The organism is Alcanivorax sp. UBA3183, from assembly GCF_002364155.1.
GTDB lineage: Bacteria > Pseudomonadota > Gammaproteobacteria > Pseudomonadales > Alcanivoracaceae > Alcanivorax > Alcanivorax jadensis.
Genome location: NZ_DEXN01000019.1, coordinates 29,248 through 49,198 on the forward strand (window position 1 = coordinate 29,248; position 19,951 = coordinate 49,198).

Sequence of the window (19,951 nt, forward strand, 5' to 3'; positions counted from 1 at the left end):
CTGCCAGTCGCAGGCCCGCCTGCCGCTCCACCGTGCCCAGACAATAGCAGCCCGGCGGCAGGCTTTCCTGCGCTGGCAGGGTAAAAAGTAGCAGGTAATCATCGCCGCCCTGGAGCTGCAGCCTACGTTGCTCTGCATCGCTGCAACCGGCAAGCACAGCATTGCCCAGCGGCAAGGCGTCTTCCTGCAAACAGGCCCCCAGACTACCGGATGCGGCCAGAATATGGCCCAGGTCCGCCAGCACCCCGTCGGAGATATCGATGCAGGCCGTGGCACGTCCCCGCAGCGCCTGCCCCAGGCTGAGTTGTGGAGACGGACGTCGGAAGTGATCGATAGCGACACCGCTGCGCATTCCTTGCTGCCATTGCTGTAAACCCAGCAGGCCTGCGCCGGTGACACCGCCCACACAGATTTGATCGCCCGCCTGCGCGCCATCACGGCGCAGGGCCTGCCCCGGCGGCACTGCCCCGGTGGCCTGAATGGAGACGGACAGCGGGCCCCGGGTCACGTCGCCCCCCACCAGGGAGATGCCGGCCTGGTCGGCCAGTGTAAACATGCCATCGGCAAAGCCTGCCAGCCAGGCTTCATCCACGTCGGGCAGGGTCAGCGAGAGCAGAAACCAGAGGGGGTCGGCGCCCATGGCCGCCAGGTCGGACAGATTCACCGCCAGGCAGCGGTAGCCCACATCAGCGGCATCCATGTCGTCAGGAAAATGGCGCCCGGCCAGGCTTGTGTCCTGGGTCATCACCAGTTGCTGACCGGCGGGGGGAGTCAGAATCGCCGCATCGTCACCGGGGCCAAGCACCACGCCGGCATCCGGACCGTGGTGACCATGGCGATGAAAGTAACGCCGAATCAGGGAAAATTCATCCAGCGTCTGCAGCGTCGAGGTGTCTGTCATGGGAGAAGCATAGCGCGCAGAGAGCCCTGCGCGCACCCGCTCAATCGCGGAAAGGACGTTCTGCGGCTTCCTGGTAACGCAGCTTGCGCGCCAGCTTGTCGAGCACGCCGTTGACGTACTTGAAGGAATCGTCGGCACCGAACACCTTGGCCAGTTCGATGCCTTCGTTGATCACCACCCGATAGGGCACATCCAGGCGCTCTTTCAGCTCGTAGGCGCCGAGGCGCAGGATCGCTTTCTCGATCTGGGACAGTTCTTCTACCCGACGATCCAGATAGGGCGTCAGCAGCTCGTCGAGCTCTTTCACCTGGGCCGGCACCCCGTGCAGCAGGTCATGGAAATACTCGCGATCTGCCTTGGCAAAATCCTGGTTAGCCAGGAACTGGGCTTCGATGTCGCTCACGGCGGCACCCGCCAGCTGCCACTGATACAGGGCCTGCATGGTGAATCGGCGCGCCTTGCGGCGGGCACTGGGTGTGGAAGGATTGTTCATGCTGCCTCAACGTCAGGAAGTGGTGCGGGACGCCTGCGCCCCGCGCCGCGTCCCGAATAATTACAGTGCCTTAAACAGGGAGACCATTTCCAGCGCGCTCATGGCCGCTTCGGCACCCTTGTTGCCAGCCTTGGTGCCGGAACGTTCGATGGCCTGTTCAATGGTGTCCACGGTCAACACACCGAAGACCACCGGTACGCCTGTGGCGTTCTGGACAGCGGCAATGCCTTTGGCTGCTTCGCCGGCCACATATTCGAAGTGGGCGGTGCCACCGCGAATCACCGCACCCAGGGTGATCACTGCATCGTAATCGCGCTTTTCGATGACCTTCTTCACTGCCACCGGCATCTCCCAGGCACCGGGGACACGGATGATCTCGATATCATCAGGGCTGACACCGTGACGGACCAGCGCATCCACCGCGCCTTCCAGCAGGGCTTCCACCACAAAGCTGTTGAAACGTGCAACGACGATACCGTAACGACCGCCCACATTGTTCAGAGTGCCTTCCAGGGTTTTGATGTTTTGCATGCTTGCCTTCCTGTCAGTGCCGGTGGCTCACGGCGACCGACTCAGTATTTAACTTGCAGTCGGACGTCGAAAGTCGGACGTCTGACGCTCTTGAAATTGTCGTCCGACGCCAAACTTCAGACGTCCGACTTATCTCAACTATCTGCTTCCACATACTCGGTGATTTCCAGATCGAAACCACTGAGCGCATTGAACTTCATCGGCGAGCTGAGCAGGCGCATCTTGCGCACCCCCAGGGCCTTGAGAATCTGGGAGCCGGTACCGATGTTGCGGTAGGCACGGGATTCCCCTTTGGGTTTGCTGGCAGTGCCGCCGAAGAAGGCTTCCAGCCGCTCCACGGTATCCTGGGATTCATAATCCTGACCCAGAATAATCACCACGCCGGCATCCGCCTGGGAGACAGATTCCAGAACGCGATGCATGTTCCAGCCGGTGCGGCCATTCATCTTGGCGCTCATCAGATCTCGCAGCGGATCCACCTGATGCACCCGAACGGTCACTTCCTTGTCTTCGCTGATCTCACCTTTGACCAGGGCCACATGGGTCAGGCCATCCACGGTGTCGCGGAAGGCGACCAGACGGAAATCACCGTACCAGGTATCCAGGGTGTTATCGGACATCAGCTCGATGGTTTTCTCGTTGAGCGCACGATACTGAATCAGATCGGCAATGGTGCCAATCTTCAGCTCGTGCTCCTTGGCGAACACTTCCAGGTCTTCGCGGCGGGCCATGGAGCCATCGTCGTTCATCACCTCACAGATCACCCCGGCGGACTCGCAACCGGCCAGCATGGCCAGATCACAGGATGCCTCGGTATGACCGGCACGCCGCAGCACGCCACCGGGCTCGGCCATTAACGGGAAAATGTGGCCAGGCTGGACGATGTCATAGGCGCGGGCATTGCGGGCCACGGCGGCCTGCACCGTGCGGGCACGATCGGCAGCGGAAATCCCGGTGGTCACCCCTTCACGGGCCTCGATGGAGACAGTGAACTTGGTACCAAAACCACTGCCGTTGCTCTGTACCATCAACGGCAGTTCCAGCAGCTCACAGCGCTCGCGAGACATGGGCATACAGATCAGGCCACGGCCGTAGCGGGCCATGAAATTGATTGCCTCGGCGGTGACATGCTCGGCGGCCATCACCAGATCGCCCTCGTTTTCCCGGTCTTCATCATCCATCAGGACAACCATCTTGCCCTGGCGAATATCTTCGATCAGTTCTTCAATACTGTTGAGCTGCATAGTGGTACTCGACCTATTTAGCGTGGAAGCAAACGGCACTTCCTCTGCATTTTTCACCGGTGATGAGCTGCAAGCTACAAGCCGCAAGCTACAAGGAAAACCAGTGCGAACCCTGTCTTTCCGGTACGCCGCGATGTTGGCGCACTCCAGCCTGCAATTGATGGCAACCCGCTTTTATCGCGTTGAAGCTTGTCACTTGCGGCTTGTTACTGGCGGCTTCAGCCGCCTTTCAAAAACCCGTTTTCGGCCAGAAATGCCATAGAGATACCTTCCGCATTCGGCTCGGCGGCCTTGTCGCCCAGCAACAGGCGCTCCAGATAGCGGGCGATTATATCAACTTCCAGGTTCACTGGCGTCCCCACCCTCCATTGACCAATGGTGGTGACATCCTGGGTATGGGGGATGATGTTCAGGGAAAAGACCGCACCGTCCACGCTGTTCACCGTCAGGCTGATGCCATCCACGGTGATCGAGCCCTTGTGGGCGATGTAGCGGGCCAGCTCCGCCGGCGCTTCGATATCGATGCGTACCGAGCGGGCATCCTGCTTCATCTGCACGATCTTGCCCAGGCCATCCACGTGGCCACTGACCAGATGACCGCCCAGCCGGGTGGTCGGCGTCAGGGCCTTTTCCAGGTTTACCTGGCTGCCCACGGCAATCTGCTTGAGTGACGTCAGCGACAGGGTTTCCCCGGATACATCCGCCTCGAAGGCACCACCGGGCAGGGCCGTGGCCGTCAGGCAGACGCCGTTGACGGCGATGGAATCACCCAGCTGCACATCGGAAAAGTCCAGCGCGTCGCTCTTGATCAACAAGGTCACGTCGCCCCCCTTCGGGGTCATGGCCGCGACCTGGCCCATGGCTTCAATAATGCCGGTAAACATGGAAAACCTCGTTATTTCAGGCTGTAGGAGCGGCGCTTGAGCCGCGAAGCCAACTGCGGGAACCTTGCCGAAGCGCTTCGCGGCTCAAGCGCCGCTCCTACGGCGAAATTCCATCACGCCGGAACCAGCGTCAGCCGCAGGTCATTACCCACCTGCCGCACGTCCTGCCACTGCAGCGACACCTTCTCGCTCATGCTGGCCAGTTGCGGCAACCCCAGCAATGGACGGGCCGATGAGCCCAGCAGGGCCGGCGCCATATAGACGATCAACTCGTCGAACAGCCCCTCGCGAACGAAGGCCCCGGCCAGCGTGGCGCCACATTCTACCAGTACTTCGTTGCATTCGCGCCGGTTCAGTTCGATCAGTAACTGTTGCAGGTCGATCCCGGACCCGGAGGCGGGCAGCAGCATCACCTCGGCACCGGCGGACTCCAGCGCATTCTGCCGCCCCGGGTGCTGCTCCCCGGCTACCAGCAGGCAATGCCCCGGGGCGCTGACTACCGGCACACCCGGCGGGGTTTGCAGGGTACGATCGAGGATCACCCGCAAGGGCTGGCGCACGCGGTCACTGCCCCCAGAGTGTTGCTGATAGTCAGTCAGGGCCCACTGCTGCGGGCGAACCGTGTAGGAAGGCCGGTCCGCCAGCACGGTGCCGACACCGGTAATCACCGCAGAGCTGCGGGCACGCAGGCGCTGCACATCCTCGCGAGCCGCAGGGCCGGTAATCCACTGGGATTCGCCGCTGGCCATGGCCGTGCGACCATCCACACTGGCGGCAATCTTGATGCGCAGGTAGGGCCGCTGGCGTGTCATACGCGAGATAAAGCCGGGATTCAGCGCCCGTGCGTCGGCTTCCAGCAAGCCGGACGCGGTTTCAATACCCGCTGCCGCCAGCGTTTGCATGCCATTACCGGCTACCTGGGGATTCGGGTCTTCCATGGCCACCACTACCCTGGCCACCCCGGCGGCCACCAGCGCATCCGCGCAGGGCCCGGTACGGCCGGTGTGGGAACAGGGCTCCAGAGTCACATAGGCAGTGGCCCCGCGAGCCCGATCACCCGCTTCCGCCATGGCATGACGCTCCGCATGGGGCTCGCCGGCACGGGCATGAAACCCTTCCCCGACAATCTCACCATCGCGCACCAGCACGCACCCCACCCGCGGGTTGGGGTCGGTGGTGTAGAGCCCCTGCTCTGCCAGCTGCAGGGCACGGGCCATATATTGATGATCCAGACGCGTAAACATGGCTGGCATTCTACTGGATGCCGGCGTCCGGTGCCGCAACAAAGCGATCTGCATCCTCGACAAAATCCGCCAGCACCGCTTTGCCCTCGTTCGCCATGAACTGCTGGAACGCCTGCGCCACGATAGAGAGTTTTTTCCCGGAAGGCCGCACCAGGTACCACTGGGTCACAATGGGAAGGCCGACCACCTTCAGCGGCGCCAGCCCCACCCAACCGCCCAGATTGAGGGTATGGGCGGAGAGAATGGAAATACCCAGCCCGGCCATCACCGAATGGCGGATGGCTTCATTGCTTTCCACGGTCATCTTCACATTCAGCTGTTTGCCCTGCTGCTGCAGATAATGCTCGATGGCGTGACGGGTACCGGAACCAGGTTCGCGCATCAGAAAGGGCTCGCTGGCGATGTCATCCAGGGTCAGATGGTTACGGCGAGCCAGCGGATGGTTTTCCGCGGCAATGGCCACCAGCGGATTATCCAGGAAGGCGCTGGAGATCAGCGGGCGCCCACCGGGAACATGACTGAAGACACAGAAATCATCCAGCCCCTGCTCCAGCCGCTCGATAATCTGCTCACGGTTGCCCACATGGAAAGACACTTCCACGCCGGGATAGAGGGCACAGAAGGGCCCGAGTAGATGGGGCACGAAATACTTGGCCGTGGTGACCACCGCCAGGCGCAGTGTCCCGGCCTTGAGTCCGCGCAGGTCCGCCAGGGTCATGTCCAGATGCTCGAACTCCTCCATAACCCGACGGGCACTGGCCACTGCCGCCAGCCCCGCATCGGTAAAGCGTAATTTGCGACCCTGTTGCTGGTAGAGCGGCATGCCCATGGCATCAACCAGTTTGCGCAACTGCATGGATACTGTGGGCTGCGTCAGATGCAGCGTTTCCGCCGCCCCGGTCACGGTACCCGCCTCATGCACTGCCAGCAGGATTTCCAGTTGTCTGAGGGTACCCACGCGGGCATGTAACCGGCTCATGATTAGACCTTTATCTATATCAAACCTAGATAGTATCTATTTTTATCTAATCTTTCTCTCTCTGATAATGGCCTCCGATTTCACCCGGAGGTCCCATGCCACAACACACCCGACAGCGTTTTTTCATTCTCTTCGTTGCCCTGATCAACCTTGGCCTGGCCACGGCCCTCATCGCCAACGGGCACGCCGGCATTCCACTGGGGGTAATCGGCATCGCCTTGCTGCCCCTGGCATGGCTGGCAGGGCGCAACCCGGCCGTCGCCACCGGTGACCAGCAAGGCGGGGATAGCTATGCAGCTTGATGCGGTAGTGCTTTTCTTCGTGCTGGGGCTGGCCGCCGGCATATTGAAGGTTCGTCTTCCCTTTCCCGGCGGCCTTTATCAGACCCTGACCCTGTTTCTGCTACTGGCCATCGGCCTGAAGGGCGGCGCCGCCCTGGCGGAACATGCCAGCCTGCGAATCGTCCAGGAATCGTTACTGGTGGTGGGGTTCGGCGTGGTTCTGCCATTACTGGCCTTCCCGCTGCTACGCTATGTGGGCGGCCTGAACAGGGTCAACGCGGCCGCCATTGCCGCCCATTACGGCAGCGTCAGTGTGGCCACCTACGCTGTCGCCGTGGCAGTGCTGGATGCCGCTGGCGTGGCCTACGAGCCCTACTTCCCGCTGTTTGTGGTACTGCTGGAGATTCCCGCCATCATCGTCGGCCTGGTGCTGGCAAAGGGGCTGTCTGCCGGCCTGGCCAGCCGCCAGCTTGCCCATGAAACCCTGCTCAGCCCGGGGATCGTGTTGATGGTGGGCGGCCTGCTGATCGGTGCCTTCGCCGGCGATAGCCTGACCAAGATTTCCCCCTTCTTCATGGACCTGTTCCAGGGCGCCCTGGCGCTGTTCCTGCTTAAGATGGGGCTGATTACCACGGAACAGCTGGGCGCTCTCAAGCAAGACGGCCCGTTCCTGACCGCCTTCGGCATCTTCATGCCGCTGCTGGCCGGCGGACTTGGCGCCCTGCTGGGCCACGGTCTGGGGCTGTCGGTGGGCGGCATCACCCTGCTGGCCGTCCTGGGCGCCAGCGCGTCCTACATCGCGGTGCCCGCAGCCATGCGCGTCGCCCTGCCCCAGGCGAACGCCACCCTGTCCATGGCCGCGTCACTGGGCATTACCTTTCCGTTCAATGTGCTGGCAGGTATCCCGCTGTATCTGCTGCTTGCTCAATGGCTGCATGGCAGCTGAGCTTCGCTCGCAACACAACGAAAAAAGCCACCGGTCACGCCCTGTGACCGGTGGCTTTTCGATGCTCAACCTGACGAAAAGACTAGTCGTCTTTCTTGTCACTTCTTCCGCGCAGGCGATCTACTTCTGCGGAAAACTCGGAGATATCCTGGAAGCTGCGATACACGGACGCGAAACGCACATAGGCCACATCGTCCAGTTGCTGCAACTCTTCCATCACGAACTCACCCAGCTCCCGGGCCGGCAACTCACGTTCCCCAGTGGCGCGCAAGCGGTGACAGACACGACTGATCGCCGCCTCCAGATCCTCCATGCTCACCGGCCGCTTCTCCAGCGCCCGCAACATGCCGGCCCGCAACTTGGCTTCGTCAAACGGCTGACGGGTGCCATCGGACTTCACCAGCCGCGGCATCACCAGCTCCGCCGTTTCAAAGGTGGTAAAGCGTTCGTTACAGCTAAGACACTCACGCCGACGACGCACCTGCCCGCCATCCGCGACCAGACGCGAGTCGATCACTTTGGTGTCTTGGGCGCTACAGAACGGGCAATACATGGAAACCCCAGTTGACAGTTGATAGTTGACAATTGACAGCTAAAACCTTGAAACCCGTTTATCTGCGCGTTTTGGTGGTTTTGATAATTGCCGTCAATATCTTTACTAGCTCTTTGGCGTCAGCCATAACTGACTGACCAGACGAAGGCTCCAAATAGCCGGACTCCGTCAATAACTCCAGCCAATATTCCGTTTCATTAGCCTCTTTGAGAGCGATAGACAGCTTATGCACGAAGTCTGCACGACTCTCAGCCTGCTCAGCTTCCCTGACCAAGGCTCCAATTGCTGTTCCACTGCGCAGCAATTGCTTACTTAATATGAATTCTCGCTTCTGCTCTTGTAGATACTGATAAACCTTTATCATCCGCAAAGCAAAAGCGCGGGATTTCTCCCGCGCTGCATACCTCGTCGTCATCCGTGACCCTACGTATTTGTTCGCTTTTCGCTGTCAACTATCCACTGTCAACTGTCAACTCATCTTCTAGCGCTCATACACCGGCAACCGCGCACAAATCTCCTTCACCTTGCCCTTCACGGTCTCGATCACAGACTCATCGCCCATGTTATCGAGGATGTCGCAAATCCAGCCGGCCAGTTCCTTGGCGTCGGCTTCATCGAAACCACGACGAGTGATGGACGGGGAGCCGATGCGCAGGCCGGAGGTAACGAACGGGGAACGCGGGTCGTTGGGGACGGCGTTCTTGTTCACTGTGATGTTGGCGCTACCCAGGGCGGCATCCGCATCTTTACCGGTGATGTCCTGCTTGATCAGGCTGAGCAGGAACAGGTGGTTTTCGGTGCCGTTGGAAACCACATCAAAGCCACGCTCGATGAACACGCTGGCCATGGCCTGGGCGTTCTTCACTACCTGCTGCTGGTAGCCTTTGAAATCAGCCTGCATGGCTTCCTTGAAGCAGATCGCCTTGGCGGCAATCACGTGCTCCAGCGGGCCACCCTGGCCACCGGGGAATACCGCGGAGTTGATCTTCTTCTGAATCGCTTCGTTGGCCTTACCCATGATCAGACCGCCACGGGGACCACCCAGCGTCTTGTGGGTAGTGGTGGTGGTGATGTCAGCAATGCCCACCGGGCTCGGGTAGACACCCGCAGCAACCAGGCCGGCCACGTGGGCCATGTCCACCAGCAGGATGGCACCCACTTCGTCGGCGATGTCGCGGAAACGCTGCCAATCCACCACTTGGGAATAGGCAGAGAAGCCGGCCACAATCATTTTCGGCTTGTGCTCACGAGCCAGGGCTTCCACCTGCTCGTAGTCGATCAGACCGGTGTCGTTGTTCAGGCCGTACTGCACCGCGTTGTAGGTCTTGCCAGAGAAGTTGGGCTTGGCACCGTGGGTCAGGTGACCGCCGGCGTCCAGGCTCATGCCCAGCACGGTGTCGCCCGGCTGCAGCATGGCCATGTAGACCGCACCGTTGGCCTGGGAACCGGAATGCGGCTGTACGTTGGCCCAATCGGCGCCAAACAGTTCACAGGCCCGGTCGATGGCCAGCTGCTCGACCACATCCACATTCTCGCAACCGCCGTAATAGCGCTTGCCCGGGTAGCCTTCCGCGTATTTGTTGGTCAGCACGGACCCCTGGGCTTCCATGACCCGTGGAGACGCGTAGTTTTCAGAGGCAATCAGCTCGATATGCTCTTCCTGGCGAACTTCCTCGGCCTCAATGGCCGCCTGGATTTCCGGATCGAACTCGGCGATGGACATGGATTTCGGGAACATGGGCTACCCTACGGAGTCATTGGTGGATTCGGGGGCGCATATTCTAACCAAAACCGACCGCAAAGACACATGAAGTCGACTCATGGGAACCTGCCGGTCATCTCATCCGCCGTTCGGCTCCACCCGCCTCCCCGGGAAGACCCGGCGGCCTTTCACTCAGAGGCGCTTTCCGTTAGCTTAGGCGCCATTCCGACGGGGCCCGCCGGGCCCCGTACACTCAATGACACTGCGGTCGGAGTTTATGAGCCAGTACATCTTCACCATGGACAAGGTGGGCAAGGTTGTCCCGCCGAAAAAGCACATTCTCAAAGACATCTCCCTGTCCTTCTTCCCCGGCGCCAAGATCGGCGTGCTGGGCCTGAACGGGTCGGGTAAATCCACCCTGCTGCGCATCATGGCCGGGGTGGACAAGGATTATCTGGGTGAAGCACGGCCGCAGCCGGGCACCAATATCGGCTACCTGCCCCAGGAGCCGGAGCTGGACCCAAGCAAGAATGTCCGCGAAATCGTCGAAGAAGCCCTGTCCGAGATTCTCAGCGCCCAGCAGCGGCTGGACGAAGTCTATGCTGCCTATGCGGAAGAAGATGCGGATTTCGACAAGCTGGCCGCCGAGCAGGCCAAGCTGGAAGCCATCATCGAAACCAGCGATGCCCATAATTTGGAGCGCAAGCTGGAAATCGCCGCCGATGCCCTGCGTCTGCCACCCTGGGACGCCAGCGTCGAGCATTTGTCCGGTGGTGAGCGCCGCCGGGTGGCCCTGTGCCGCCTGATCATGAGCGCCCCTGACATGCTGCTGCTGGATGAGCCCACCAACCATCTGGACGCAGAGTCCGTGGCTTGGCTGGAGCGCTTCCTGCACGAGTTTCCCGGTACCGTGGTGGCGGTGACTCACGACCGTTACTTCCTGGACAACTCCTGCGAATGGATTCTGGAACTGGACCGCGGCGAAGGCATCCCCTGGAAAGGCAACTACTCCTCCTGGCTGGAACAGAAAGAAAAACGCCTGGAGCAGGAAGCCAAATCCGAATCGGCCCACCGCAAGACCGTGGAGAAGGAGCTGGAATGGGTGCGCCAGAACCCGAAGGGCCGGCGCAGCAAGAACAAGGCCCGGGTGAGCGCGTTCGAAGAGCTGGCCAGCCAGGAATTCCAGAAACGCAACGAAACCCAGGAACTCTATATCCCACCGGGTGACCGTCTCGGCGAGCAGGTTTTCGAGTTGCACGGCGTGGGCAAGCAGTTCGACCACAAACTGCTCTACGAAGATCTGAGCTTCCAGATTCCCCGTGGTGCTATCGTCGGCATTATCGGCCCCAACGGTGCCGGTAAAACCACCCTGTTCCGCATGCTGGCGGGCCAGGAAACCCCGGATAGCGGTGAAATCGTTACCGGCGACACCGTACAGATGGCCTATGTGGACCAGAGCCGCGAGGACCTGGACAGCAAGAAAACCGTCTGGGAAGAAGTGTCCGAGGGCAACGACATTCTCAAGATCGGCAACTACGAAGTTCCCAGCCGCGCCTACCTGGGCCGGTTCAACTTCAAGGGTGGCGACCAACAGAAACGGGTCGGCGATCTGTCTGGCGGGGAACGAAACCGTCTGCACCTTGCCAAACTCCTCAAGCAGGGCGCCAACGTGCTACTGCTCGATGAGCCCACCAACGATCTGGATGTGGAAACCCTGCGGGCCCTGGAAGAAGCCCTGCTGGCCTTCCCCGGCTGTGCCATCGTGATTTCGCACGATCGCTGGTTCCTGGATCGGGTGGCGACCCATATTCTCTCCTTTGAGGGGGATGCACGGGTAGAATGGTTTGAAGGCTCCTATACCGAGTACGAGGAGTTCAAGCGCAAGCAACTGGGTGACGACGCTCTGCAGCCCAAGCGCATGAAATACAAACGTATCGAGGTGTAAGACGAGAGAGGGTCACCCCGGCAGCAGGAGCGTCGCCGGGGTGCGGGGATTAACAAGGACATAACAACATGAATGAACGGCGCCGGGCCAACCGCGTTGCCTTTGATGGCGAAGCCACACTGATCTTTCAGCAGGATACCGTTGCGGTAGAACTGGCGGACCTGTCCGTCATGGGCGCCCAGGTGCACAGCAGCCAGCCGTTGGCCCTGCCCGATGCCTCGCCGGTCACCCTGACCATTACCCTGGAAGATTCGGACATTCACCTGACCCTGCCCGGCACCGTGAAACGTCAGCAAGGCCTGGAAATCGGCATCATGTTCAGCCGTCCTTCCGTGGACGACATGCAGCATCTGCGCCGTCTGGTCATGCTGCACCAGGGGGATGAGGGTGAAGACAACCCCAGCGACCTGCTCCCACGTTAGCTAACCGGAATCGCCAATGGCCGATATTCAGCTGGAAGATCCCCAATTCATCGAACAGCTCCGCCAGGGAGACCGGGCCGCCTTTGGCAAACTCGTCAAAGGCCATCACAACATGCTGCTGGCCACCGCCCGCACCTTACTCAGCCCGGCAGATGCCGAAGAGGCCGTACAGGATGCCTGGATAGCCGCCCATAGAGCGATCGCAAAATTCGAGGGCCGCAGCCTGTTGCGCACCTGGCTGACGCGCATCGTGATCAACCAGGCGAAAATGATGATCAGAAAACGCGGCCGGGAAGTTCAGTTTGATCCCACCAACGACCCTGACGCACTGGCGCATCGCTTTCACGGTGATGGCCACTGGCAGCACCCACCGCAACACTGGGAACTATCCAGCCCTGACAACCTGCTGACCCGCGAAGAACTGCGCCACTGTATGGAAAAGCACCTGCACTTCATGCCTGACAGTCAGCGCCTGGTGCTGGAGCTGCGTGATATGCAAGGCCTGCCCGCAGAGGATGTCTGTAACATGCTGGAAATCAGTGCATCGAATGTGCGGGTATTGCTTCACCGAGCAAGGGCCCGTTTATTCGAAATGGTGGATCACTTCCAGGAGACAGGCGAATGCTGAAATGCCAACACCTCGTTGAAAAAGCGGACGCACTGGTAGATGGCAGTCCGATCAGCCTTCGCGAGCGCCTTGCTCTGCGCTTGCATCTGATGATGTGCCACCATTGCCGGCGCTATGTGCGCCAGCTTCGCGCCCTGCTTGGCTTTTTGCCACGGGACAAGCAACCTCTGGAAGAGGCAGCGATTGAGGACATTCTGAAAAAGCTGGATACACCACAAGATCAGCCCTGATCCCCCTGCTGTTTTACTTAGTCAAAGCCTCACCGTTATGTTAGCCCCGGTGTTGCCCGGTCTCCTGCCACCCACTTGGCACTGTCCATCACATCAAAGGCCAGGCTGATGCCATTGACCACCAGCAGCAGCACCGCCAACCCCAACTCCAGGGCTCCCGCTTCGGCACGGAAGCCGCTATCAGCCAGCAGCATCAACAGATAGATTTGTAGCGGCCCCCAGGCAATCAAGTGCGGGATCGACAACACCTTGTTCATGCCTTTGTAAATCCACATCAGCGGCACATTGGTCACTACTACGAACAGCGCCGCCAGACTGGCAGCTAACCCTACCCGGGTATCGAGCAGAAAAAATGGCAAACCATTCACCGGCACAAGAATCCCTACCACCCAGATTTGCACCCACAGCGGCAAGCTACGCAACGAACGCCAGATGTCATTGATACGATTCATAATGGTCCCCGGTACATTGTTATTGAACAAGAGAGACGCCCGGCAACCTGGGTTGTTACACCCTGGCAATAGGAAGATGTATCAGCCAGACAACACCGATGCCGACCAGGCACGCAAGAACCTGACGATATCAGACGATTCATACAGCCACTGGACTTGCTCGCCCTCGCTAATAAGCAGACAGGGCACGGTGGTGCGCCCACCTCCCGCCTTCAGGGCATCACGGGCACCTACATCCTGCCGAATATTGCGACACTCGATGGTCAGCTGCATGTGCTCAATCTCACGCAATACCTTTCGACAAAATGGGCAGGAGGGAAAAAAGAACAATGTCAGGTTTTCACCGGCCTGATCCAGTGTTCGCTGCTGTGCGGGAGAGCGCCCTAGCGCCGGCGAATCCGAGCCCTGAAACCAGCGCTTCCACTTTGTCACCAGTCTTTTCATTCCCTTTTCCTCCTTTTAATTACCGCCCCCCCCCCTTGGCGCAAAAACGACACAGGCTGATTCACATCAATGATCGATGCTGAGCAGAAGATGGAGCAAGTTGTCCTGAAAATTCACATTGCCGGTGAGACCATCATGTTGCTCACAAAGAAAAAAAGCACTGCGTGCAGGAAAGTGAATATGGGGGTGACGCGGCAAGGCCGGGTTCAATACATTACGCGCCAACAACGAGGACTTGGTGACCACACCATCCCCCGGCTCCAACATCCAGCGCTGATAGTCCCGGCCCGGCTTTCGGTCCGCAATGTCCTCAGGCCACAGCCGCAGATGTGACGTCCCGTTAACCTCCTCCACCAGAAAACGGCTGGGAGAGGGATGGCAATCGCCGCCAAGCTGGTAAATGTCTGCCTCACCCGCCGGCACCGTCAAAGACCAGGAGAACCGACGGGCTCTTTCCAGGTAACGTTGACTGGCCTGCTGCAGGGACTCAAGGTGCTGCGGCTCTATCCGCTTCGCCAACGCCGGATCCCAGGGTCCGATCTGAAAACGTTTCCAGATATAGGCATCAAACTGGTCACGGGATAAAGGCTGACCGGTTTCCGTCACCAGCCAGGGCGTCAGAGCATGGGGCATCAGTTGATAGACGGAAGGGAACGACAACATCACCTCCGCCGGCACCCGACGCAACCCTACTCTCTGCCCTTCCAGCAACGAGGTCATGGCGGTAATCGAGCCAAGATTCGGGGTACCCAACAGGATCAGCCGATGAATCCGCTCGGCGCCCACGCCGTTGACAGGAAAATCGTTGCTTTCCAGCACATCCACGGTGCCATAACGCAGGTAATAACGTAGCGCCAGGCCACCCATGGAGTGGGCAATCACATCTACTTTCAGGGCGGGATCATCATGGTCTCGACGAATCTGTTCGATCAGAGCATGCAGGTGACGGGCAGTGGCCACGTTGTCCTGTCGCCAGTCGTAATCAAACTCGTAGTAGCGAGCCACAGGTTCATCAATCGGGCTTCCGGGTTCGGTACGCTGGTAACCCGCCGCCTCTTCCAGGGTGCGCACAATGCGACCATAGAAATCCTGACCTGCTACACCATCAAAGAACCCGGCCACCTGCCACTCTGACTCCTGAGGGTCACCCGACAATGGCAAGGCCAGATCCGCATAGTCAGAAAACAACAGCCGCCCGAGCCCACCCGGCCAGACCTCTTTGCCGCTGTCCGTCGCCACCAGCCGGCTGCCCATGACCCCCGGCACCACAATCAGCGGTGGAGGCACCCGGGCTTCCCGTGCCTCACCGTAAAGCCAGTGCAGATCCGGTTGCGGCTCTGAGCAACCAGCCATGATGAGCCCGACCAACAACCCTAGCCGCCACATGTCACTAACCCGCCTCCCCGGCACAATAGGCGGCGGTGATCGGGTGGCTGGGGTGTTCGAACACCTGACGGCAGCCGTTGGATTCCACCACGCAACCACACCCCGCTTCGACCCAACACACCGTCACGCTGTCAGCAATACGCCGGGCTTGCGCCAGATTATGGGTGACCATCAGCAGGGTATAACGGCCTTTCAGAGAGACAATCAGCTCCTCCACCACCTTTGAGGACACCGGGTCCAGTGCGGAACAGGGCTCGTCCAGCAACAGCACCTGCGGCTCCAGCACCAACGCCCGGGCAATACAAAGGCGCTGCTGCTGACCGCCGGACAGCCCCAGGGCCGACTGATTCAACCGCCCTTTCACCTCCTCCCACAGCCCCACTGCCCGCAGGGCCTGTTCAGCAAGGGCATCACGATCGCGACGAGGCACGCCGTGTTCAGAGAGGGGGAAACGCAGATTATCGATGATCGACAACGGGAAGGGATTGGGCTGCTGAAACACCATACCGATCTGGCGGCGCAACGTTGCCGGATCGCGGCGGGCAGAAATAACCTCATCTCCCAGCAATACACGACCACTGACCCGACATCCGGGAATGCTGTCGGTCATGCGGTTGATACTGCCCAGCAGGCTGCTTTTGCCACAGCCACTGGGGCCGACCAGTGCCATCAACTCACCACCACCCACGGTCAGGCTGGCATGTTCAATCGCTGCCTGGTTGCCGTAATGCACACACACGCCTTGTAGTTCCAACGAAGGGGGCATCATCAGTACAACACTCCTTGAGCCGGACGCAGCCAGCGCCGCACCAGCAGATTCAGTATCACCAATATGGCCACCAGCACCAGGCCGGTGGCCGCGGCCCGGGGCATACCACCGGGCACGTTCATGGCCAGATCGTAGATATGCACGCTCAGGGCACGACCGGAATCCATAACCGAATCCGGCCGCCGCAACACATAGCCGGCGGTGAACAACAGCACGGCGGTTTCAGCCAGTGCCCGACCGATGCTGAGAATAATCCCCACCGCAATCCCCGGCGCGGCCTGCGGTACAAGGATGCGTCTTACCCAGCCCCAACGACTGATCGAGAGCGCCTCACCGGCCTGCCGATAGGACAGCGGCACCGCCCGCAGGGCCTGCTCTGCACTACGAATCATCAGCGGCAACACCATCAGCGCCAATGCCAGACCGCCACTGAGAATGGAAAACCCCAGCCCCAGACTGATGGCAAAAAACTGGTAGCCGAACAGGCCGTAAACAATGGAGGGCACTGCCGCCAGCATATCCAGCACGCCACCCAGCCATTGGGCGCGGCGGGTGCCCGCTGGCACCTGTTCACTCAGATACAGTGCGCAGCCAAGCCCCAGCGGCACGGCCACCAGCAGACACACCGCCAGAATCCAGCCAGTGCTGATCATCAACGACGCGATACCACCGGCACGGCCAGCCTGACTCGGATCCTCAAACAGAAAATCGACGGATAACACACTGCTGCCTTGCGCCATCAGCGACCACAGCATCAGGCCCATGGGCACAAGCACCGCCAGCAGCAGCAATGCACCGGTCACTGCCGCCAGACGATCAGGCCAGCGCATGCTTTTCTCCCCGCAACCGCCAGCTCAGCAACAACAGCAGCGCGGTAACCAGTAACAGCAACAGCCCGCTGGCAAACAGTGCCACTCGATGGTCGCCAGTAGCATAGGCCATTTCCAGGGCGATATTGGCAGTCAACGTCCGTACCGGGTCGAACAGGGAGGTTGGCCACTGCACCACATTACCCGCCACCATCAATACCGCCATGGTTTCCCCGAGGGCACGACCGAATTGCAGCACCAACCCACTGACTATGGATGGCCCGGCCTGGGGCAACAGGATCCGGCGGAGCATGCCCACCCGGGACAGGGACAACGCCTGCCCGGCCTGCAGGTAGCGAGCGGGCAACTGGTCCAGGGCCGTATCGGTGACCAGCAATGCCAGCGGCAAAATCATCAGGGCCAATACCAGCGATGCCGCCAGCCAGGAGGCCCCCGGCGGTGCCCACTGGTTAATCCAGGGCACCAGAACCAGCATCCCCCACAGGCCATAAACCACCGAGGGAATCCCAGCCATCAACTCCACCAGCGCCAGCGTCGGCCGGCGCAGTACAGGGGCGAAATATCGTAACCAGGCGGCCAACAATACCGCCAACGGCCCGGCCATCAGCAGCGCCAGCACACTCACCACGATGGAGCCGGCCACCATGGCCGCCATGCCATAACGGGCCTGACCGGGTTGCCAGTCGTTGCGCCACAGGCCACTACCATGATCAAACAGAAACGGCGCGGACTGGATCAGCAGTACCAGCACGATACCGCCGAGCACCAGCACGGCCATCGCGCCGGCCAGTCTGAGCGCCCAGCTCAGCAGCCGGTCAGCGCGTGGCGGGGAGAAAGTAGTAAGCATGGTATATCTCGGCCTGCGCCGGGTCGGAGATGAAATCCAGCAGCGCCTGTGCCTGGGCCTGTAGCTCTCCCTGGCTGACCAGGTTCAGTTCGCGGCTTAACGGGTAATCGCCTTGATCCAGCGTCGCCAGGCTGGCCGGCACACCCTGCAGCGGCAACAACCGCAGCGGTACACCATGGTCCGCCTCATAAACCGCCGTACCGATGGAGACATAGCCAATGGCATACGGGTCACCGGCGACCGCCTTGATCCCCTGCTGGTTTTCACCAATCACCAGGTCCGCCCGGATCTGATCGCCATCCAGGCCAAAGTGCTCAAGAAAAAGCTCCTGCGTCGATCGCCCGTCGGCCTTGTGCACCACAGTAATGGGCCGATCTGCGCCACCCAGCAGCGACCAGCTGTCCAGCTTTCCGGTGTAGATATCGATCACCTGGTCCCGGGTAAGCGGCGCCACCGGATTCTCTGCGTGCACAATCAGCGCGATGCCATCACGGGCGATCACATGACCGGTCAGGTCCTGCTCGTCCTGCTTCAGCGCACGGCTGACCATGCCCAGATCCGCCAGCCCCTGGCGCACATCGCTGATGCCGCGACCGGAACCGCCGCTCTGCACATCCACCTGCACCCCGGTTTGTGCCTCATAACGTTCAGCCAGCTCCGCCATCAGCGGCGCGATGGTGCTGGAACCGGTAATCACCAACTTGTCCGTTGCCGGCTGACAGCCCGCCATTGCCAGCGCGAGAAATAATGCGCTCCATCTTTTCCGTTGCATCTGTTGTCCTTGTTTTCACTTTTTACTGCCGTCTTGGATGCCATCTTGACGCAATAATTACAGTAACGGCCGCTCACCGGTGTAACCTGAACACAAAGATGGCATCTTTACTTCATTGCGCTAAACCGTACGCAGTGAAACCACGTTACACCGAAGCCACCACCAGAGGATCAACAATGCGTGAAGAGGTACAGAACTACTACGGCCAACAGCTGCACTCCAGTGACGATCTGCAGACCAACGCCTGCTGTGACCAGGAGCCGCCGGCCTATCTGAAACCCCTCCTTGCGCAGCTCCATGATGAAGTGGTCATGCGCTACTACGGCTGTGGTCTGGTGGCCCCCCAGCAATTGAAGGGCATGCGTATTCTCGACCTGGGCTCCGGCTCCGGGCGCGACGTCTATCTGTTGTCCGCCCTGGTCGGCGAACAGGGCGAAGTGGTAGGCGTGGACATGACCGACGAGCAGCTGGAGGTAGCCAGACGTCATCAGGACTACCACCGGGACGTGTTCGGCTACGCGAAAAGCAATGTGCGCTTTCTGAAAGGGTATATCGAAGAGCTGGATCAGCTGGATCTGCAAGAGGGCTATTTCGACATTGTTATTTCCAACTGCGTGATCAATCTCAGCACCGACAAGCCCAAGGTAATACGTGACGTGAAACGCCTGCTGAAACCCGGTGGCGAATTCTTTTTCTCCGATGTATATGCCGATCGTCGCGTACCCCAACCGCTCCTCAACGACCCGGTGCTGTACGGTGAATGTCTGGCTGGTGCCCTGTACTGGAATGATTTTATCAACCTGGCCAAGCAGAACGGCTTTGCCGATCCCCGCCTGGTGGAATCCCGCCGGCTGACCATCGAAAACCCGGATATCGAAGCACGACTCGGCCAACAACGTTTTTATTCCGCCACCTACCGTTTGTTCAATATCGAAGGCCTGGAACCGGCCTGCGAAGACTACGGCCAGGCGGTGATCTATCAGGGCACCGTGGACCAGCATCCCCATGCGCTCATGCTGGATGATCACCATGTGATTGAAACCGGCAAGGTGTTTCCGGTCTGCGGTAACACCTGGCTGATGCTGGAGAAAAGCCGCTTCGCCGAGCATTTCACCTTTATCGGGAACTTCGATACTCATTACGGCATCTTTGAAGGGTGCGGACTGAACGTTCCCTTTGAAGAGAACGATGCCAGCAACGGCGCCGCTCCCTGCTGCTGAGACGCCGACGTAACGCCTGCTGTTATCGACTCGCGGTGTAACACCGGTTCTCGACACGCATCCTATTGCTGCATCCGGTCACCAGGAGAAGATAATGCAACGGGCCATGATCGTGCTGGCATTACTGGCATTTAGCAGCCTTACCCTGGCGGGCACGGCTTATTCTCCTGGCGAGCAGGAGCAGTGCTCGCTTTGGACCCTGATCGACCAACCCTGGATTTTCCAGGGTTAATCCGGCAAGGACTTTT

25 protein-coding genes are annotated in these 19,951 nt (G+C 60.0%); 8 read left to right on the forward strand and 17 right to left on the reverse strand.

Annotation, left to right across the window (positions count from 1 at the left end):
* The 7 genes from thiL to B3Q33_RS08435 form a co-directional block, all read right to left on the reverse strand.
* On the reverse strand, positions 1 to 901 hold a 901-nt coding region (thiL, locus tag B3Q33_RS08405), incomplete at its 3' end, for a thiamine-phosphate kinase (RefSeq protein WP_286827481.1).
* Positions 902 to 941: 40 nt separating this feature from the next.
* On the reverse strand, positions 942 to 1,394 hold the full coding sequence (gene nusB, locus B3Q33_RS08410; protein WP_272961543.1) for a transcription antitermination factor NusB: 453 nt from the start codon (positions 1,392 to 1,394) through the stop codon (positions 942 to 944).
* A gap of 60 nt (positions 1,395 to 1,454) precedes the next feature.
* Positions 1,455 to 1,925: a 6,7-dimethyl-8-ribityllumazine synthase gene (gene ribE / locus B3Q33_RS08415; RefSeq protein ID WP_035244977.1), complete on the reverse strand. Its 471-nt coding sequence runs from the start codon at positions 1,923 to 1,925 to the stop codon at positions 1,455 to 1,457.
* Positions 1,926 to 2,059: 134 nt separating this feature from the next.
* Positions 2,060 to 3,169 (reverse strand): bifunctional 3,4-dihydroxy-2-butanone-4-phosphate synthase/GTP cyclohydrolase II, encoded by a 1,110-nt coding sequence (ribBA, locus tag B3Q33_RS08420; protein WP_035244978.1) that lies wholly within the window; start codon positions 3,167 to 3,169, stop codon positions 2,060 to 2,062.
* 218 nt (positions 3,170 to 3,387) lie between these two features.
* Positions 3,388 to 4,053, reverse strand: a complete 666-nt coding sequence (locus tag B3Q33_RS08425; protein ID WP_273009832.1) for a riboflavin synthase — start codon at positions 4,051 to 4,053, stop codon at positions 3,388 to 3,390.
* 113 nt (positions 4,054 to 4,166) lie between these two features.
* Positions 4,167 to 5,297 (reverse strand): bifunctional diaminohydroxyphosphoribosylaminopyrimidine deaminase/5-amino-6-(5-phosphoribosylamino)uracil reductase RibD, encoded by a 1,131-nt coding sequence (ribD, locus tag B3Q33_RS08430; RefSeq protein ID WP_035245500.1) that lies wholly within the window; start codon positions 5,295 to 5,297, stop codon positions 4,167 to 4,169.
* Positions 5,298 to 5,307: 10 nt separating this feature from the next.
* A complete protein-coding gene (locus tag B3Q33_RS08435) occupies positions 5,308 to 6,276 on the reverse strand; it encodes a LysR family transcriptional regulator (RefSeq protein ID WP_198030603.1) in 969 nt (322 codons plus the stop codon).
* Positions 6,277 to 6,371: 95 nt separating this feature from the next.
* Between B3Q33_RS08435 and B3Q33_RS08440 the strand changes: the two genes are divergently transcribed.
* A complete protein-coding gene (locus B3Q33_RS08440; protein ID WP_272961546.1) occupies positions 6,372 to 6,578 on the forward strand; it encodes a hypothetical protein in 207 nt (68 codons plus the stop codon).
* A complete protein-coding gene (locus B3Q33_RS08445) occupies positions 6,568 to 7,503 on the forward strand; it encodes a sodium-dependent bicarbonate transport family permease (RefSeq protein ID WP_035244982.1) in 936 nt (311 codons plus the stop codon). The genes B3Q33_RS08440 and B3Q33_RS08445 overlap by 11 nt, the downstream gene beginning before the upstream one ends.
* A gap of 82 nt (positions 7,504 to 7,585) precedes the next feature.
* On the opposite strand, the gene nrdR is transcribed toward B3Q33_RS08445, so the two are convergent.
* From nrdR to glyA, 3 genes are all read right to left on the reverse strand, one after another.
* A complete protein-coding gene (gene nrdR, locus B3Q33_RS08450; protein WP_035244983.1) occupies positions 7,586 to 8,056 on the reverse strand; it encodes a transcriptional regulator NrdR in 471 nt (156 codons plus the stop codon).
* A gap of 58 nt (positions 8,057 to 8,114) precedes the next feature.
* A complete protein-coding gene (locus B3Q33_RS08455; RefSeq protein ID WP_035244984.1) occupies positions 8,115 to 8,471 on the reverse strand; it encodes a four helix bundle protein in 357 nt (118 codons plus the stop codon).
* A gap of 66 nt (positions 8,472 to 8,537) precedes the next feature.
* The gene (gene glyA / locus B3Q33_RS08460) at positions 8,538 to 9,794 is read right to left on the reverse strand and encodes a serine hydroxymethyltransferase (protein ID WP_035244985.1); all 1,257 of its coding nucleotides are present in this window, start codon (positions 9,792 to 9,794) and stop codon (positions 8,538 to 8,540) included.
* Positions 9,795 to 10,035: 241 nt separating this feature from the next.
* On the opposite strand from glyA, the gene ettA reads away from it, so the two are divergent.
* The 4 genes from ettA (at position 10,036) to B3Q33_RS08480 (ending at position 12,983) form a co-directional block, all read left to right on the forward strand.
* The gene (gene ettA / locus B3Q33_RS08465; RefSeq protein WP_035244986.1) at positions 10,036 to 11,703 is read left to right on the forward strand and encodes an energy-dependent translational throttle protein EttA; all 1,668 of its coding nucleotides are present in this window, start codon (positions 10,036 to 10,038) and stop codon (positions 11,701 to 11,703) included.
* Positions 11,704 to 11,771: 68 nt separating this feature from the next.
* A complete protein-coding gene (locus tag B3Q33_RS08470; protein ID WP_272961549.1) occupies positions 11,772 to 12,125 on the forward strand; it encodes a PilZ domain-containing protein in 354 nt (117 codons plus the stop codon).
* Positions 12,126 to 12,141: 16 nt separating this feature from the next.
* Positions 12,142 to 12,753 (forward strand): RNA polymerase sigma factor, encoded by a 612-nt coding sequence (locus B3Q33_RS08475; RefSeq protein WP_035244988.1) that lies wholly within the window; start codon positions 12,142 to 12,144, stop codon positions 12,751 to 12,753.
* The gene (locus B3Q33_RS08480) at positions 12,747 to 12,983 is read left to right on the forward strand and encodes a zf-HC2 domain-containing protein (protein WP_035244989.1); all 237 of its coding nucleotides are present in this window, start codon (positions 12,747 to 12,749) and stop codon (positions 12,981 to 12,983) included. Before B3Q33_RS08475 ends, B3Q33_RS08480 begins: the two co-directional genes overlap by 7 nt.
* Before the next feature lie 35 nt (positions 12,984 to 13,018).
* Here B3Q33_RS08480 and B3Q33_RS08485 read toward each other — a convergent pair whose 3' ends face one another.
* The 7 genes from B3Q33_RS08485 to B3Q33_RS08515 all read right to left on the reverse strand — a co-directional run bounded on the left by B3Q33_RS08485 (position 13,019) and on the right by B3Q33_RS08515 (position 18,483).
* On the reverse strand, positions 13,019 to 13,435 hold the full coding sequence (locus tag B3Q33_RS08485; RefSeq protein WP_052042458.1) for a hypothetical protein: 417 nt from the start codon (positions 13,433 to 13,435) through the stop codon (positions 13,019 to 13,021).
* A gap of 81 nt (positions 13,436 to 13,516) precedes the next feature.
* Positions 13,517 to 13,879 (reverse strand): glutaredoxin family protein, encoded by a 363-nt coding sequence (locus B3Q33_RS08490; RefSeq protein WP_273009834.1) that lies wholly within the window; start codon positions 13,877 to 13,879, stop codon positions 13,517 to 13,519.
* 66 nt (positions 13,880 to 13,945) lie between these two features.
* Positions 13,946 to 15,232 carry a lipase/acyltransferase domain-containing protein gene (locus B3Q33_RS08495; protein WP_273009836.1) on the reverse strand — a complete coding sequence of 429 codons (1,287 nt, stop codon included), beginning with the start codon at positions 15,230 to 15,232 and terminating at the stop codon, positions 13,946 to 13,948.
* 37 nt (positions 15,233 to 15,269) lie between these two features.
* A complete protein-coding gene (locus tag B3Q33_RS08500) occupies positions 15,270 to 16,034 on the reverse strand; it encodes a phosphate ABC transporter ATP-binding protein (RefSeq protein ID WP_035244991.1) in 765 nt (254 codons plus the stop codon).
* Positions 16,034 to 16,864, reverse strand: a complete 831-nt coding sequence (pstA, locus tag B3Q33_RS08505; RefSeq protein WP_035244992.1) for a phosphate ABC transporter permease PstA — start codon at positions 16,862 to 16,864, stop codon at positions 16,034 to 16,036. Before pstA ends, B3Q33_RS08500 begins: the two co-directional genes overlap by 1 nt.
* Positions 16,851 to 17,711, reverse strand: a complete 861-nt coding sequence (pstC, locus tag B3Q33_RS08510) for a phosphate ABC transporter permease subunit PstC (protein ID WP_273009838.1) — start codon at positions 17,709 to 17,711, stop codon at positions 16,851 to 16,853. Before pstC ends, pstA begins: the two co-directional genes overlap by 14 nt.
* Positions 17,680 to 18,483 carry a phosphate ABC transporter substrate-binding protein gene (locus B3Q33_RS08515; RefSeq protein ID WP_273009839.1) on the reverse strand — a complete coding sequence of 268 codons (804 nt, stop codon included), beginning with the start codon at positions 18,481 to 18,483 and terminating at the stop codon, positions 17,680 to 17,682. Before B3Q33_RS08515 ends, pstC begins: the two co-directional genes overlap by 32 nt.
* Before the next feature lie 176 nt (positions 18,484 to 18,659).
* On the opposite strand from B3Q33_RS08515, the gene B3Q33_RS08520 reads away from it, so the two are divergent.
* Positions 18,660 to 19,703, forward strand: coding sequence for a methyltransferase domain-containing protein (locus B3Q33_RS08520; protein WP_273009841.1), 1,044 nt, complete (start codon positions 18,660 to 18,662; stop codon positions 19,701 to 19,703).
* A gap of 94 nt (positions 19,704 to 19,797) precedes the next feature.
* Positions 19,798 to 19,935, forward strand: coding sequence for a hypothetical protein (locus tag B3Q33_RS08525; RefSeq protein WP_156964813.1), 138 nt, complete (start codon positions 19,798 to 19,800; stop codon positions 19,933 to 19,935).
* The last annotated feature ends 16 nt before the right edge of the window (positions 19,936 to 19,951 follow it).

Excerpts from the sequence above, each read along its gene's own strand:
- nusB (WP_272961543.1), bottom strand. The coding sequence starts at position 1,394 with ATGAACAATCCTTCCACACCCAGTGCCCGCCGCAAGGCGCGCCGATTC.
- ribE (WP_035244977.1), bottom strand. The coding sequence starts at position 1,925 with ATGCAAAACATCAAAACCCTGGAAGGCACTCTGAACAATGTGGGCGGT.
- ribBA (WP_035244978.1), bottom strand. The coding sequence starts at position 3,169 with ATGCAGCTCAACAGTATTGAAGAACTGATCGAAGATATTCGCCAGGGC.
- B3Q33_RS08425 (WP_273009832.1), bottom strand. The coding sequence starts at position 4,053 with ATGTTTACCGGCATTATTGAAGCCATGGGCCAGGTCGCGGCCATGACC.
- ribD (WP_035245500.1), bottom strand. The coding sequence starts at position 5,297 with ATGTTTACGCGTCTGGATCATCAATATATGGCCCGTGCCCTGCAGCTG.
- B3Q33_RS08435 (WP_198030603.1), bottom strand. The coding sequence starts at position 6,276 with ATGAGCCGGTTACATGCCCGCGTGGGTACCCTCAGACAACTGGAAATC.
- B3Q33_RS08440 (WP_272961546.1), top strand. The coding sequence starts at position 6,372 with ATGCCACAACACACCCGACAGCGTTTTTTCATTCTCTTCGTTGCCCTG.
- B3Q33_RS08445 (WP_035244982.1), top strand. The coding sequence starts at position 6,568 with ATGCAGCTTGATGCGGTAGTGCTTTTCTTCGTGCTGGGGCTGGCCGCC.
- nrdR (WP_035244983.1), bottom strand. The coding sequence starts at position 8,056 with ATGTATTGCCCGTTCTGTAGCGCCCAAGACACCAAAGTGATCGACTCG.
- B3Q33_RS08455 (WP_035244984.1), bottom strand. The coding sequence starts at position 8,471 with ATGACGACGAGGTATGCAGCGCGGGAGAAATCCCGCGCTTTTGCTTTG.
- glyA (WP_035244985.1), bottom strand. The coding sequence starts at position 9,794 with ATGTTCCCGAAATCCATGTCCATCGCCGAGTTCGATCCGGAAATCCAG.
- ettA (WP_035244986.1), top strand. The coding sequence starts at position 10,036 with ATGAGCCAGTACATCTTCACCATGGACAAGGTGGGCAAGGTTGTCCCG.
- B3Q33_RS08470 (WP_272961549.1), top strand. The coding sequence starts at position 11,772 with ATGAATGAACGGCGCCGGGCCAACCGCGTTGCCTTTGATGGCGAAGCC.
- B3Q33_RS08475 (WP_035244988.1), top strand. The coding sequence starts at position 12,142 with ATGGCCGATATTCAGCTGGAAGATCCCCAATTCATCGAACAGCTCCGC.
- B3Q33_RS08480 (WP_035244989.1), top strand. The coding sequence starts at position 12,747 with ATGCTGAAATGCCAACACCTCGTTGAAAAAGCGGACGCACTGGTAGAT.
- B3Q33_RS08485 (WP_052042458.1), bottom strand. The coding sequence starts at position 13,435 with ATGAATCGTATCAATGACATCTGGCGTTCGTTGCGTAGCTTGCCGCTG.
- B3Q33_RS08490 (WP_273009834.1), bottom strand. The coding sequence starts at position 13,879 with ATGAAAAGACTGGTGACAAAGTGGAAGCGCTGGTTTCAGGGCTCGGAT.
- B3Q33_RS08495 (WP_273009836.1), bottom strand. The coding sequence starts at position 15,232 with ATGGCTGGTTGCTCAGAGCCGCAACCGGATCTGCACTGGCTTTACGGT.
- B3Q33_RS08500 (WP_035244991.1), bottom strand. The coding sequence starts at position 16,034 with ATGATGCCCCCTTCGTTGGAACTACAAGGCGTGTGTGTGCATTACGGC.
- pstA (WP_035244992.1), bottom strand. The coding sequence starts at position 16,864 with ATGCGCTGGCCTGATCGTCTGGCGGCAGTGACCGGTGCATTGCTGCTG.
- pstC (WP_273009838.1), bottom strand. The coding sequence starts at position 17,711 with ATGCTTACTACTTTCTCCCCGCCACGCGCTGACCGGCTGCTGAGCTGG.
- B3Q33_RS08515 (WP_273009839.1), bottom strand. The coding sequence starts at position 18,483 with ATGCAACGGAAAAGATGGAGCGCATTATTTCTCGCGCTGGCAATGGCG.
- B3Q33_RS08520 (WP_273009841.1), top strand. The coding sequence starts at position 18,660 with ATGCGTGAAGAGGTACAGAACTACTACGGCCAACAGCTGCACTCCAGT.
- B3Q33_RS08525 (WP_156964813.1), top strand. The coding sequence starts at position 19,798 with ATGCAACGGGCCATGATCGTGCTGGCATTACTGGCATTTAGCAGCCTT.